This window comes from Actinomadura sp. WMMB 499 (assembly GCF_008824145.1).
Taxonomy (GTDB): domain Bacteria; phylum Actinomycetota; class Actinomycetes; order Streptosporangiales; family Streptosporangiaceae; genus Spirillospora.
The window spans coordinates 9,160,102-9,172,826 of sequence record NZ_CP044407.1 but is presented as its reverse complement, the minus strand read 5'-3'; the positions used below and the strand labels follow the sequence as shown (position 1 = coordinate 9,172,826).

At 74.2% G+C, this 12,725-nt stretch carries 12 protein-coding genes and 2 pseudogenes; 8 read left to right on the top strand and 6 right to left on the bottom strand.

Features of this window, described 5'->3' with window-relative positions; all coding sequences use genetic code 11:
- Window positions 1–101 precede the first annotated feature (101 nt).
- Window positions 102–641 (top strand): DUF1062 domain-containing protein, encoded by a 540-nt coding sequence (locus tag F7P10_RS41870; RefSeq protein ID WP_254716302.1) that lies wholly within the window; start codon window positions 102–104, stop codon window positions 639–641.
- A 128-nt stretch (window positions 642–769) separates the two neighbouring features.
- Here the strand turns inward: F7P10_RS41870 and F7P10_RS41865 are convergent, their stop codons facing one another.
- Together F7P10_RS41865 and F7P10_RS41860 are read right to left on the bottom strand one after the other, a co-directional pair.
- Window positions 770–982, bottom strand: a complete 213-nt coding sequence (locus F7P10_RS41865) for a hypothetical protein (protein WP_151017714.1) — start codon at window positions 980–982, stop codon at window positions 770–772.
- Window positions 983–1,031: 49 nt separating this feature from the next.
- Complete coding sequence (locus tag F7P10_RS41860) at window positions 1,032–1,607, bottom strand: ABATE domain-containing protein (RefSeq protein ID WP_151017713.1); 576 nt, start codon at window positions 1,605–1,607, stop codon at window positions 1,032–1,034.
- Window positions 1,608–1,736: 129 nt separating this feature from the next.
- Between F7P10_RS41860 and F7P10_RS41855 the strand changes: the two genes are divergently transcribed.
- The 6 genes and pseudogenes from F7P10_RS41855 to F7P10_RS41835 all read left to right on the top strand — a co-directional run bounded on the left by F7P10_RS41855 (window position 1,737) and on the right by F7P10_RS41835 (window position 5,120).
- Window positions 1,737–2,924, top strand: a complete 1,188-nt coding sequence (locus F7P10_RS41855) for an epoxide hydrolase family protein (RefSeq protein WP_151017712.1) — start codon at window positions 1,737–1,739, stop codon at window positions 2,922–2,924.
- Complete coding sequence (locus F7P10_RS43005; RefSeq protein WP_176611851.1) at window positions 2,863–3,237, top strand: hypothetical protein; 375 nt, start codon at window positions 2,863–2,865, stop codon at window positions 3,235–3,237. The genes F7P10_RS41855 and F7P10_RS43005 overlap by 62 nt, the downstream gene beginning before the upstream one ends.
- Window positions 3,234–3,686 (top strand): annotated as a pseudogene (locus F7P10_RS44955) (cyclopropane-fatty-acyl-phospholipid synthase family protein); the annotation flags it as partial. The gene F7P10_RS43005 and the pseudogene F7P10_RS44955, both read left to right, overlap by 4 nt.
- A 220-nt stretch (window positions 3,687–3,906) precedes the next feature.
- Window positions 3,907–4,116 (top strand): annotated as a pseudogene (locus tag F7P10_RS44950) (GNAT family N-acetyltransferase); the annotation flags it as partial.
- Window positions 4,117–4,680: 564 nt separating this feature from the next.
- Complete coding sequence (locus tag F7P10_RS45235) at window positions 4,681–4,809, top strand: hypothetical protein (protein ID WP_302851409.1); 129 nt, start codon at window positions 4,681–4,683, stop codon at window positions 4,807–4,809.
- Complete coding sequence (locus F7P10_RS41835) at window positions 4,806–5,120, top strand: helix-hairpin-helix domain-containing protein (protein ID WP_151017711.1); 315 nt, start codon at window positions 4,806–4,808, stop codon at window positions 5,118–5,120. The genes F7P10_RS45235 and F7P10_RS41835 overlap by 4 nt, the downstream gene beginning before the upstream one ends.
- Before the next feature lie 992 nt (window positions 5,121–6,112).
- Here F7P10_RS41835 and F7P10_RS41825 read toward each other — a convergent pair.
- Complete coding sequence (locus tag F7P10_RS41825; RefSeq protein ID WP_151017710.1) at window positions 6,113–7,288, bottom strand: tyrosine-type recombinase/integrase; 1,176 nt, start codon at window positions 7,286–7,288, stop codon at window positions 6,113–6,115.
- Window positions 7,289–7,455: 167 nt separating this feature from the next.
- Here F7P10_RS41825 and F7P10_RS41820 point away from each other — a divergent pair, with 167 nt between their 5' ends.
- Entirely contained in the window at window positions 7,456–8,748 is a 1,293-nt protein-coding gene (locus tag F7P10_RS41820; RefSeq protein WP_151017709.1) for a hypothetical protein, read from the top strand.
- Window positions 8,749–8,767: 19 nt separating this feature from the next.
- On the opposite strand, the gene F7P10_RS41815 is transcribed toward F7P10_RS41820, so the two are convergent.
- The 3 genes from F7P10_RS41815 to F7P10_RS41805 are packed head-to-tail and all read right to left on the bottom strand — an operon-like array spanning window position 8,768 to window position 12,713.
- Window positions 8,768–10,492, bottom strand: coding sequence for an ABC transporter ATP-binding protein (locus tag F7P10_RS41815; protein ID WP_151017708.1), 1,725 nt, complete (start codon window positions 10,490–10,492; stop codon window positions 8,768–8,770).
- Window positions 10,489–12,285 carry an ABC transporter ATP-binding protein gene (locus F7P10_RS41810; RefSeq protein WP_151017707.1) on the bottom strand — a complete coding sequence of 599 codons (1,797 nt, stop codon included), beginning with the start codon at window positions 12,283–12,285 and terminating at the stop codon, window positions 10,489–10,491. The genes F7P10_RS41815 and F7P10_RS41810 overlap by 4 nt, the downstream gene beginning before the upstream one ends.
- Window positions 12,282–12,713 carry a cupin domain-containing protein gene (locus F7P10_RS41805; RefSeq protein ID WP_151017706.1) on the bottom strand — a complete coding sequence of 144 codons (432 nt, stop codon included), beginning with the start codon at window positions 12,711–12,713 and terminating at the stop codon, window positions 12,282–12,284. The genes F7P10_RS41810 and F7P10_RS41805 overlap by 4 nt, the downstream gene beginning before the upstream one ends.
- Window positions 12,714–12,725 lie beyond the last annotated feature (12 nt).

The window sequence follows — 12,725 nt, the reverse complement described above, 5'->3', positions numbered from 1 at the left end:
CGCCGGGCCGCCCTCGCGCGCCCGGTCCCCCAGCGTTCGAGGCCGCGCGTGATCGGCCTCGTGTCAGGTCTAGAGAGTTCATGTCTTCACAACCTCATACCGTGCTGCCCTGGGTCGTACGACGGACCCGGCTGCCGCTGCTGTCGCTGCGGTGCGTGGACTGCCGATCGGAGTCGGCCACCGCCGGCCGGGGCCGGTTCCGCGTCAACGCCAACGGCAAGCTGCTGGACGTGTGGCTGCTGGTCCGCTGCACATCCTGCGGCCGGACGAACAAGCTCACCGTCCACGAGCGGGCGCCGGTCAGATCGTTCGATCCGGCCGACCTCCACCGCTACCGCGCCAACGACCCGGACCTGGTGGCCTCCACGCTGCTGGATCCGCTGCTCGCCCGCCGCAACCGCTTCACCCTGGACTGGGAAGGGGCCTGGCGGCTCGACACCGCGCCGGCATGGGCCGATCAGGCAGGGCCGGTCCAGGTGGAGGTCCTCTTCGAGGATCCGGTGCCGGTGCGCCCGCGACGGCTCATCGCACGAGGGCTCGGCCTCAGCAGAACCGAGATCCTTCGCCGGACCGAGTGCGACATCCCGCTGCACCGTCCGACGAGAACCGGCTTCACCTTCACCGTGTCGGCCGGGAACTAGGGAGACCCGGGGGCGGCCCCGAGCGACATGGAGCCGCCCCCGGGCCGCGATCCCGCCACCACACGGCGGAGCGGCCGTCGAACGAGGCGGGGCGACATCACCGTGGGCCGACGGCCCCTGGGCTCTGTTCATCGGCCGCCGGCGACGGCCACCCGCCCCGCACGGTCGGCCAGGGCGCGTTCGACCTCGGCTGGAAACAGGCCGCGCAGGACCGCGCCCGGACGGAACTGCCGTCCGGCGAGCCGGGCCGCCGGCCGGGCGGAGGCTGCTCCGAACTGACGGGCTTCGCCGAGGTGGACCGCCAGCCGGTCGAGAGCAGCACCGCGATCGGCGTCCGCCACGACTTCGCCGCGGACGCGGTCCACCCGGATGTGCGCCGAAGGGTAGCGGCTACTTCGCCGATCCGGAGTTCTTTCGCTGGTTGGCGTTGAAGCGCGCCTTCTTCTCGTGATTCCCGCACGTGTTCATGTCGCACCATCTGCGGGTGCGGCTTCGGCTGGTGTCGAAGAAGGCGGCCCGGCAGGTCGGCGATGCGCACAAGGCCAGTTTTCCGTCGCGTTCGCCTGCGATGACGCTGATCGCGTCGGCGGCGATCACGCCCAGGGCGTCCTCCACGCAGGAGGCCGAGCCGAGCCGCCATCGCCGTTCGCGCTCGGGTGTCAGGACGGCCGCGGCCCGCCCCTGAGTGCTGCGGTCGTTGATGATCTGGACGGCGGAGGCGGGGAGAGCGTCCTGGAGCGCGGCCGCCGTCGCGGCGGCGTGGATCGACTCCCTCAGTTCCCAGGCGAGTTCGAGCTGGGCGGTGGTGCAGGACTCCACGTCGAGGCCGTTCACCGCCAGCCAGTCGACGAGCCGCTGCGGTGTGGGAATACGTTCCACGGCGTTGCCGCAGCGCTCCGTCAGAGTGCCCGTGAAGCTGGTCGCCAGCACTCGGCCTAGACGGAACTCGGGGAACCCGGCACGCATGGAACCACCTTAGCCGGTTGCCCGCCACTCCCGCACCTGATAGAACCATCTATGCCGGTTCTATGCAGGTTAGGGCCGGTTCCACGATGACCGGGAGGTCTCATGCCCACCCACCGGGGACAACGCCTCATGAACCGTCCGACCAGCGAGGTGCAGGCGTTCCAGGCCAGCGCGGCCGACGCCGACCTCGACGATCTGCGCGCGCGGCTGGCCGCGGCGCGGCTACCGGAAGCCGAGACGGTCCATCGCGCCTCGCCCGGCCCCCGCCGATGGGACCAGGGCGTTCCCCTCGCCGACCTCGCCGATGTCGTGGACTACTGGCGCACCGGGTACGACTGGCGGGCGTTCGAAGCGCGCCTCGACCGGATCGGCCAGTTCCGCACGACCATCGACGATCTGGGAATCCACTTCCTGCACCGCCGATCCGCGCGCGCGGACGCCACTCCTCTGGTCTTGACGCACGGCTGGCCGGGCAGCGTCGCCGAGTTCATCGATGTGGTGGACGAGCTGGCGGATCCCGAAGACGCGGGCACGCCGGCGTTCCACGTCGTGGTCCCGTCGCTGCCGGGCTTCGGATACAGCGACAAGCCGACCACCACCGGGTGGGGAACCGAAAAGATCGCGGCCGCCTGGGTGGAACTGATGGGAAAGCTCGGCTACGACAAGTTCCTGGCCCACGGCGGCGACTGGGGAGGCGTGATCACCACGGTCCTCGCCGGGAGGTTCCCGGCGCACGTCCTGGGCATCCACTCCACGCTCGCGCAGGCACCGCCCGGGTTGACGACGGACGGGCTGACGGCGGCCGAACGCGCGTGGACCGAGGAGACCCGCGATTTCTGGCGCCACCGCGCGGCGTACGCCAAGCAGCAGGCGACCCGCCCGCAGACCATCGGCTACTCGCTCGTCGACTCGCCGGTCGGGCTTCTCGCCTGGATCCTCGACAAGTTCGCCGAGTGGACCGACACCGAGGACAGCCCGTTCGAGACGATTTCCAGGGACCGCTTCCTTGACAACGTCACCCTGTACTGGCTGACGCGGACCGGCGCCTCAGCAGCCCGCATCTACTACGAGAGCCACGACTCGCTCGACCCCGAACTCCGGGTCGACGTCCCGTCGGCGATCACCATGTACCCCCGCGACATCGAGAAGTCCCCGCGCCCCTGGGCGCAGGAGCGGTACCGACAGATCGTCCGTTGGAGGGCACCCGAGGCCGGGGGACATTTCCCGTCGCTGGAGGTTCGCGACCATTTCGTCAGTGATCTGCAAGAAGGCCTCGCGGCGGTGCTGGCCGCCGCCCGGCCGTCCCGGACTCCTTGAGTCACCGGCACCGGCCGGTCTCCCCCGCCGGCGCGTCCCGTTCGCACCGCCGCCGTCCGCCGCGCACCCGAACCGCCCCCGAACTCCTGCAGAGGAACGGCCGGGGCAGCGGGGACCTCCCCGCTGCCCCGGCTCCGGACGACCGGCGAGATTCCCCCGGCGCCGTCTGGACAGCTACCAGCGGCTGCTGAGGGAGAACACCTACGCCGCCTCCCGCACCGACGCGCGGCTGCGCGCCGACCGTGAGGCCACCAAGAAGGAGATCACGCGGCACCTGCGTGCCACCTACCAGTTCCGGGGGCGCAAGCAGTGAACGACACCCCTGATCTCACCCATGGCGGCGATCCGGTGACGCAGGCGCTCTTCACCCTGCACCACGACCCGCCCCGGCAGGCTCCCGGCTCGGACGCCACCAAGCGCCGCCTGCTGGAGGCGTCCGGGCCGCTGCCCGAGCACCTGCGGGTGCTGGACGCGGGCTGCGGCCCCGGACGTGCCACGCTGCTGCTGGCCGAGGAATCCGGCGCGCACGTGACCGCGGTCGACCTCCACCAGCCGTTCCTGGACGGCCTCGCGGCCGAGGCCGCACGCCGGGGCCTGGCCGACCGCGTCACCGTCCTCAACTGCTCGATGGACCGGCTTCCGTTCCCCGATCACAGCTTCGATGCGATCTGGGCCGAAGGGGCGATCTACACGGTCGGCTTCGACCACGCCCTGCGCTCCTGGCGTCGCCTGCTCGCCCCCGGCGGCGTCATCGTCGTCACCGAGATCGAGTGGACCGCGGCCGACCCGGCCGCGTCCGTCCGCGCGCACTGGCCGCTGCCGGAAAGCGACTGGTGGGAGGAGTACTACACCCCGCTCACCCGACGGATCGCCCTGGCCGGTCCGCAGCAGCCCGGCATGCCCGAGGCGCTCACCGCGTCCCAGGCGGAGATCGCCATGCGGCGGGAGCACGGCGGCGACTACGCCTACGCCGCCCACCTCCCTGGACGCCGTCCGCGCCATGGGAGAGAACCTGGTCCTCGTCCCGGGCCACGCCGACTACTACCCGCGGTTCGGCTTCACCCCCGCCTCCGGCTTCGGCATCCGAGCACCCTTCGATGCACCCGACGAGGCCATGACGGCCATGGCCCTCGACGACACCCGCCTGATCCCGACCGGCACCATCCAGTACCCCGCCGCCTTCGACATCTGACCCCAACCCGTGGTGCCCGCGACTCCTCTCGGGCACCACGGCTCCCTCCCCTGCCATACGAGTGGCCGGGGAGGGAGCGCGGCGGCCGCCGAGCGACCACCATGGAATCGCACCGGAGCACGAGGAGCTGCTCGGTCTGGATCTGGACGTCTTGTTCGTCGGTGGAGCAGCGGGCGTAGCCGACGCGGCGGGTCTCGGCCACGGGTCTCAAATGTCCCGGATAGCCCCCTTCACCGGGACAGGTTCCGGAACACTCATACGGAACACCCTGACCTGGGGTGCTGTCCCGCTTGAGTGGTGGTGTTCCGGTGGGGGATCCCTACCGGAACACCGGCCGGTGAACGACAAACTGCGCCCCAGGCTCTGCGGAACGAGGAATCCAAGGCAGCAGCGCAGCTGGCCCGGCAGGACGCGCCTGGGCTGTGGAGCTCAGGAGACCGGTGAGGGCCGCGCGGGCAGGGTCGTTGGTTTCGGGCGGTGCGGAACGCGGGGCCGGTGACTTCGCCGGGCGCGGTGTCCGATTCCTGCAAGACCGCCGTCCACTGCATGGTTACGTTGACCTGCATGAACGTATTTCCAGACCGCGACGAGCTGGTACTGCTGCCCTGCTCGGGCGATCCCCGGCAGATCGGCCTGCTCGCCGACGCCCTCGACCAGACGCGCCGGAAACCGGCCAAGGAGGCGACACCGTGAACTCCCACGACCGGAAGGACCCGGCCGGTTCCGACCTCACCGACCTGGTCAACGTCGGCCGGGCGGTGACCGGCTACTTCGACCGCATCGGGATCACCCGCAGCGCACAGCTGACGGGCAGGGACCCGATCGAACTGTACGAGCAGATGTCGGCCGCCGCCGGCGAGGCCCTGGACCCGTGCCTGCTCGACACCATCATGTCCGCCGTCGACCAAGCCGAAGGACGACCCGCCCGACCGTGGTGGCACTACACCCCAGAACGCAAACGGCTGCTTTCTGCAATCAGACCCTCCACCAACAAAGACCCCTAGACCAAGAGACATGCCGGACCAGCCCCTGCCCGGGATCGGGACCCAATCGGGGGGGCCAGGCAGCGTGTACGGCCGGTCACCTGCACCCGCCTCAAGCTACCGACAGGTACCGCTAGTCGCTCGCCGTCATCACGGCGGCCGATGCATTCCTCGGCTCGCTCGGCAATCCGAACACCATCCGCAGTACGGGATCGGGATCGGCAAGACCGCTGAACGGCCGGGCGAGGCCAGGCCGTTGGTGTCGGTGGCCATGAGGAGATCGGCGAGTCGCTGGAACCGCTGTGGGGCAGCGCGGCGGTCAACACTTGGAATGCCCGCCGCGCCGCGGTCGGTTCCTGGCTGGCCTGGTGTCGCGAACGCGGGTACGACGCGCCCATCGTTCCCGCCTGGAACAAGCGGTCTACGGCGACCCGGCCCAGCTCCCGTACCAGCATCCGGCCCGACGCCTTGACCGGCGAGGTGCGATGGCGCTCCAGCTCCGACACCCGCCGGTCCTCGGGTACCTGCAGCAGGCCCGCAACGCCGCGGCTGTCTCGGCCGGGGTCGGCTCTCGGTCAGCAGGCCGTGCAGCAGGGCGTTCTCCGCCCTGCCGACCTCGGCCACCAGAGGCGTCACCGTGGTGATCCCCGGCAGCAGAACCCGGTGCTCCACCAGCCACACCACCGCCCGGTCGAACAGCGCCCGCAGCCCTTCCTGCGACGCCCACACCCGCGCACCTGCTCCTCCGCCGACTCGAACTCGGTGTAGCCGTAGGCGTCCCGGATCTCCCACGCATACCCGGCAACGTAGGGGCGGTGACCAGGCCGAACGAGCCAAGTGATCAAACCGAAGCGAAGATCCAGCCGCTGTCGCCACTGGCCGTGCCGATCCTCCTCACGGGCCTGCGCGGCCGGCGTGTGGGACCGGTCCTCGCGGCGAGCGGGGTCGGCGAGCCGGCGGTGCGGGACGGGCCGGGATCATCGCCCGGCTGCGGGTGCCGCACCGGTGGCCGGTCAGGGCGGGGTGAAGACCTCGGCGGCCCGGTCGACGTGCGCGGCGGCGCGCCTGCTCCGGCTGCGGCGCTCCCAGTAGCCGATCGTGGTGGCCGGGTTGGCGTGGTCGGCGAACTCCTGCACTTCGGCGAGGGGGACTCCGGCGTCGAGCATGTGGGTGATGCGGGAGGCGCGCCAGATGTGGGGGGTCAGGTCCCGCCCCGCCGGGACGCCGGCGGCGCGGCCGAGCCGGGTGCTGATGCGGTCGACGTCGTGGCGGTCGAGCCGGTCGCCCTTGGCGTCGGTCAGCAGCGGGCCCCCGGTGCGGCCGCCGACGTGGCGGCGCAGCAGCTCCGCGCAGCGGGCCGGCAGCGGCAGCGCGCGGGGCTTGCCGCCCTTGCGGACGAGGTTGAGCAGCGTCCGGTCGCCGTCGTGGAGCAGGTCGGTGACGTCGGCGGCGCACAGTTCGGTGACCCGCCCGGCCAGGCTGTAGAGCAGCATCACCACCAGCAGGTCCGTCTCGCTCGTCGCGCGGGCGGCCACCGCGCGGACCTGGTCGAGTTCCAGGACCGGGGTCGAGGAGGACGTGCGGCCCGAGGGGAGGCGGGGCCGGTCGTCCTCGGTGACGGGGTTGCGCGGCGGGGGATCGAGCCGCCCGGCGGCGTAGGTGTGCAGGGACGACAGGCAGGAGACGTACCGGCCGACGCTGCGGGCGGCGACCCCGGCGGCCTCCTGGCGCAGCCGCCACATGCGCACGTGCTCGCTGGTCAGGCAGCCGACGGCGAACGCCTCGTGCCCCAGCTCGCGGGCCAGCGGCGCCCAGACACGGCGCAGGTCGTCGACGTAGGTGCGCTTGGTGGCGGCGGACGCGCGGCGGGTGCTGGACAGCCAGTCCAGCACCAGCGCGAACGTCGCCGGGGTGCAGGCCTCGGCCAGCAGCTCGATGCGCCGGCGGTGGATCCGGCGGCCGCCGATCCGGGCGACCTGCACCTGCCCCAGGTCGGCGTCCAGTTTGGCCAGCGCGTCGGCCGCCAGAGCTTCGGACGGCCGCGCGGGCGTTCCGGCACCCGCCGCGACCGGGGCTCCCCCGGCCGGCGCGCCTGCCTCGTGCTCGTCCTCGGTGCCCGGTGCGGCCGGGGCGCCGCGCAGGACGAGGCCGTGCAGCGTTCCGCCGGGGCCGGTGCCGCCGCCGGTCATGTCGTGCCGGGCGCCGGCGCCAGGGGCGTCGGGTGGGCCGCCGTGCTGATCATGCCGAGAAGCTTAGCGCATAACGGCGATTATGCGCTGCCTCGATTTCTCGTATCAGGAAATAGGATTCGCGTGTTTCATTGCTCGTCACAGGAAATCCTGCGAGCATCGGGGTCATGGCTGAGCACGACGAGGCGGGCACCGTGGAGATCGATCTCGAGGGCGCCCCCGGCGCGGGGACCGGGACGGGCGGGCGGCGGCCTCCGGCCGGGGCCGATCCGGCCGCGCCGTGGGGCCGGTGCAAGCACTGCGACGCCGCGCTCCCCCGGCCGCCCAAGGCCCGCGGCCGCCGTCCCGAGTACTGCCCGCCCGAACGGGGACCGGACGGGCGCGACTGCCAGGCCGAGGCGCACGCCGCGGCCCGCAACCCCGCCGCGGCCGCCGTCAAGGAGCCCCTGGCCGCGCTGCGCACCGTGCTGACCGGCCTGGCCGCCGAGGCCCGGGCCCGGGCGGAGACCGAGACCCGGGCGGCCGAGCGCATCGACGGCATCATCGCTACCGTCGTGGACCGCAACACCGAGCTGGAGCAGGAGGCCGCACGGGCTCGGGCGGCCGAACGCGACGCCGACGCCGCCCGCCGCCGGGCCGAGCACGCCGAGGACACCGCGCGGACCGGCGCCGCGCGCGCCGAGGAGGCCCGGCTGCGGGCCGAGGAGCGCGCCGCGGCGGCCGAGGAGATCGCGCGGGCCGCCCAGCAGGCCGCGACCGCCGAATCCGAGGCCCGCCGGGCGGCGGAGTCGGCCGCGGGCGCCGCCGCCCGGCACGCCCGCGACACCATCGACGCCCTGCGGGAACGCCTGGACGGCACGCGGGAACGGCTGGCGGCCGCCGAAGGGGACCTGGAGCGGGCGCGCCGCCGTGCCGGCGACGCCGAGCGGGCCCGCGCCGACGCGGCCGAGCGCCTCACCGCGGCCCGGACCGAGATCGAGGGGCTGCGCGGCGAAGTCGGGGCCCTCACCGGGCAGCGCGACACCGCCGCCGCCGACCTCGCCGCCGAACGGCGCGCCCGCTCCGCGGCCGACACGCGCGCCGAGCGGGCGGAAACCGAACTGGCCGGGGCCCGCACGGCGCTGGCCGAAACCCGCGGCCGCGCCGCCGAGCTGCAGGAACACGCCGCGGGCGCCGAGCGGCGCGCCCGGGACGCCGACGCGCGGGCCGAGCGCGCCGGCGCCCGCGCCGACGAGGCGACGCTGCGCGCCGACGCGGCCCTGGCGGACCTGCGCGCCGCGCTGCTGCTGCCCGACGTCGCCGACCTCGACGGCGTCCCCGGCGTCGAGGTCGGCGAGCACGCGCGGGTCCTGGCCCGGGACGGGCAGCTGCTGCTCGAGCACGTCGGCGACCGGCACCCGCCCGGCGCCGGCGCCGCCCTGGCCCACGCCATCCTCGCCGTCGCACGGACCCTGCGGTGACCTGCGGCGACGTCGCCGCTCAGGTGCCCGGCCGGCCGCTCGTGGGCGCCATCGCCAGGTTCCAGTAGCCGGCGTAGCGGCCGCCGCGGCGCAGCAGCTCGTCGTGGCCGCCCTCCTCCACGACGCGTCCGCCCTCCAGGAAGGCGATGCGGTCGGCGCGCCGGACGGTCCGCAGCCGGTGCGCGACCATCACCACGGTCCGGCCCGCCATCAGCCGCTCGATGCCATCGTGGACGGCGGCCTCGTTCACCGGGTCCAGCGCGGAGGTCACGTCGTCCAGCAGCACGATGGGCGCGTCCTTCAGCAGCGCCCGCGCGATCGAGACGCGCTGGCGCTCGCCTCCCGACAGCAGCGCGCCGCCCTCGCCGACGCCGGTCGCCCAGCCGTCGGGCAGCCGCTCGACGACCTCGTCCAGCCGCGCGGCGGCCGCCGCCGCGCGGACCTCGGCCGGACCGGCGTCCGGGCGGCCGAGCCGCACGTTCTCCTCGATCGTGCCGTCGAAGAGGTAGACGTCCTGGAAGACGATGGCGATCCGCGACATCAGCTCCCGGGTGCTGATGTCGCGCACGTCCACGCCGCCCACCCGGACGGCGCCGCCGTCCACGTCGTGGAACCGCGCGAGCAGCTGCAGCAGGGTGCTCTTGCCCGCTCCGGACGGCCCGACGACGGCGAGGCGCCGCCCCTCGGGCACCGACAGGGAAAGACCGTCGATCACCGTGCGCCCGCCCCGCCGGAAGCTGGCGGACTCGAACCGCAGGGCGTGACCGCGCGGGCGGGCCGGTGCGGGGGGCTCCGGCAGCGGCTCGGTGCGCAGTACCTCGTCGAGCCTGGCCAGTTCGGAGCGCGCGCCGCGGATCTGGCTGCCGATGTCCGACAGCGACAGCAGCGGATCGGCGCAGCGGGCGGCCAGCACCAGGATCGTCAGGACCTCGGCGGTGCCGATGTCCCCGCCGAGCGCGAGGTGGGCGCCCAGGACCAGCAGCAGGGTGAAGACCGCCTGCACCGTGATCGTCAGGCCCAGCACGCCGGGCAGCACCGACACGACCGAGCGGCGGGACGCGCGCTGCACCTCCAGCAGGGAGTCGTCGAGCAGCCCGAAGCGTTCGCCGGTCCGTCCGCCCGCGCGCAGCACCGGCTGCGCCTGCAGGTACTCGATGACGCGTCCGGTCGCCCGCTGGTCGCGGTCGTGCCGGTCGGCGTCGGCGGCGGCCGTCGCGCGCCCGGCCCGGATCTGGACGGCCGCCACGATCGGGGCGGCGGCCAGCGCGGCCAGCCCCATCCGCCAGTCGTAGGCGAGCATCACGGCGATGATCGTCAGCGGTGTCACGCAGGCGGACACGAACGGGGCGAGCAGATGCGCGATCACGCTCATCGCCTGCAGGACGCCGCGGCCGGCCATGACCGACACCTCGCCGACGCGTCCCGCGTCGTACCAGCCGATGGGCAGCCGGGCCAGGTGGTCGCCGAGCCGGTGGTACACGCCGCGCAGCAGCGTGGTCCCGACGCGGAACCCGGACAGGTCGCTCGCGTAGCGCAGCACCGCGTAGACCGCGACCGCGGCCCCGAACGCGATCAGCCACGGCCGCGCCTCCGCGGGCTCGGGCCCCAGCAGGGCCCGCAGCACCGGGACCAGCAGGGCGTAGGACAGGCCCTCGAGCACGGCCGTCGCCGCCATCAGGGCGATGGTGCGGCGGACGGGACGGGCGTAGTCGTGTCCCAGCACGCGCAGCAGCATGCGGATCATCGGGGATCCTCTCCTCGCGGGACGCCGGTGGCGGCGCCGGCGTCCGCCGGCCGGTGCGATCGCCAGAACGCGGCGAACCGCCCGCCCCGCTCCAGCAGGTCGGCGGGGCGGCCCCGCTCGACGATCGTCCCGTCCTCCAGCATCACGACGGTGTCGGCGTCGGCGACGGTCTCCAGGCGGTGGGCGATGACCAGGACGGTGCGGTCGGCGCGCCCCGCCGTCAGGGCCCGGCGCACCGCGAGCTCGGTGTGCGGGTCGGCGAAGGCGGTCGCCTCGTCCAGGACCAGGACGGGCGCGTCGGCGAGCAGCGCGCGGGCGATCGCGACGCGCTGCGCTTCCCCGCCCGACAGCCCGGCCTCCTCGCCGATCACGGTGTCGTAGCCGTGCGGCAGCTCCAGGATCCGGTCGTGGACGTTCGCCAGCCGGGCGGCGCGGACGACGTCGTCGCGATCGGCGTGCGGCACGGCGAGCGCGATGTTGTCGGCGACGGACGCGCGCAGCAGCCGGACGTCCTGGAAGACGAACGACACCGTCCGGTACAGCTCCCGCGGGGCGAGGTCGCGCAGGTCGGCGCCGCCGAGGACGACCGCGCCGCCGATGGGGTCGAAGAACCTCGGCAGCAGCCGGACCAGCGTGGACTTCCCGCCGCCCGACGGCCCGACGAGGGCGGTGACCGTCCCCGGCTCCAGCGCCAGGTCGATGCCGCGCAGGACCTCGCGGCCGGGTTCGTACCCGAACCGGACGCCGCGCAGTTCCACCCGGTGCCCGTCCGGCGCGGCCGGGTGCGCGGGCTCGGGCAGCGGCCGCACGGCGAGCACGTCCCGGATCCGGGCGACGGCGCGGCGGGCGGCCTGCACGTCGTCGAAGCCGTGCCCCAGGGCGGCCACGGGCGCGGTCAGGCCCAGGCCGAGCAGGACGAAGGGCAGCAGGTCGGCGGCGGGCATCGACCCGCCGCCGATCAGCACCGCGCCGCCGGTCAGGACGGCCAGCAGGACGAACGGCGGGGACAGCGCCACCTGCATCGCGGCGCCGAACCCGGCCAGGCCGCGCACCATCCGCAGGAAGGTGTCGGCGAAATCGTCGGTGGCCGCGCGGAACCGCCGGTGCGAGTGCTCGGCTCCGCCGAACGCCTTCACCACCGCGATGCCCTGCACGAACTCGACGACCGCGGCGGCGATCCGTCCCGTCCCCGCGTCGAACTCCTTCTGCTCGCGCAGCCGGGCCGGGGTCATCATCAGCGGGACGATCGCCACCGCGAGCAGCACCGGGGTCAGGGTGATGAGCGACAGCCGCCAGTCGACGGCGAACAGGTAGACCAGCGACGCCAGCGGCACCACGAACGCCGACACCAGCTCGCCGGGGGTGTGGGCGATGAACGGGTGCACGGCGGCGACGTCCTCGCCCACGACCTTCGCCAGCTCGCCGGTGCGGCGCCGGGAGAGCCAGCCGATCGGGGCGCCGCCCAGCCGCGCGGCCAGCCGGCGGCGGAGCATCAGCTGCACCCGGTCGTCGATGACGTGCCCGAGGCCGGAGGACGCGCCGGTGAACAGCAGCCGGGCCAGCAGGCCGGCCGCGCCCGCGAGCACGACGAGCCGCACGCGGCCGTCGTCGACGGGCCCGGGCGCCAGCAGCGCGCGTCCCAGCTCGGCGACCGCCAGCAGCGGCGCCAGGCCCGCGAGGGCGCCGATCACCTGCAGGATCACCACGGCCGCGAAGGCCGGGACGAAGGGACGCAGCCCGGCGGCGTCCCGTTCCCCGGTGCACGGTTCCGCGGCGGGGCGGGTCGCGGTCATCGCCGTCCCGCCTTCGGCGTCGCGGTGCGGTCCCGGGCGCGGGCCGGGTCCTCCAGCCGGGTGCCGTCCGGCAGGGTGACGGCCAGGACGGTGCTGGGGGTGTCCAGCCCGATGCGGTGCCAGCGTCCGCGGGGGACGATGGCGGCGGTCCCGGCCCCCAGCCTGATCACCTCCTCCTGCCGTCCCGGCCGTTCCGGGCGCAGGTGGAGGCGGATCTTGCCGATGAGGCAGGACACGATCTCCTCGGCTTCGGGGTGGACCTGCCACCGGCCGGCGTGGACGTCGGCGTCGGTCCTGGCGTGGCAGGCCCGCAGCCGCCAGCCGCCGCCGTCCGGCTCGGGCACGGGCGCCCGGGGGCCGGCGTGGATCGTGCCGCCGGGGCGCAGATGCACGACGGACGCGAGCAGGTCGATCGGTGCGAGGGTCATGCGTGGGTTCCT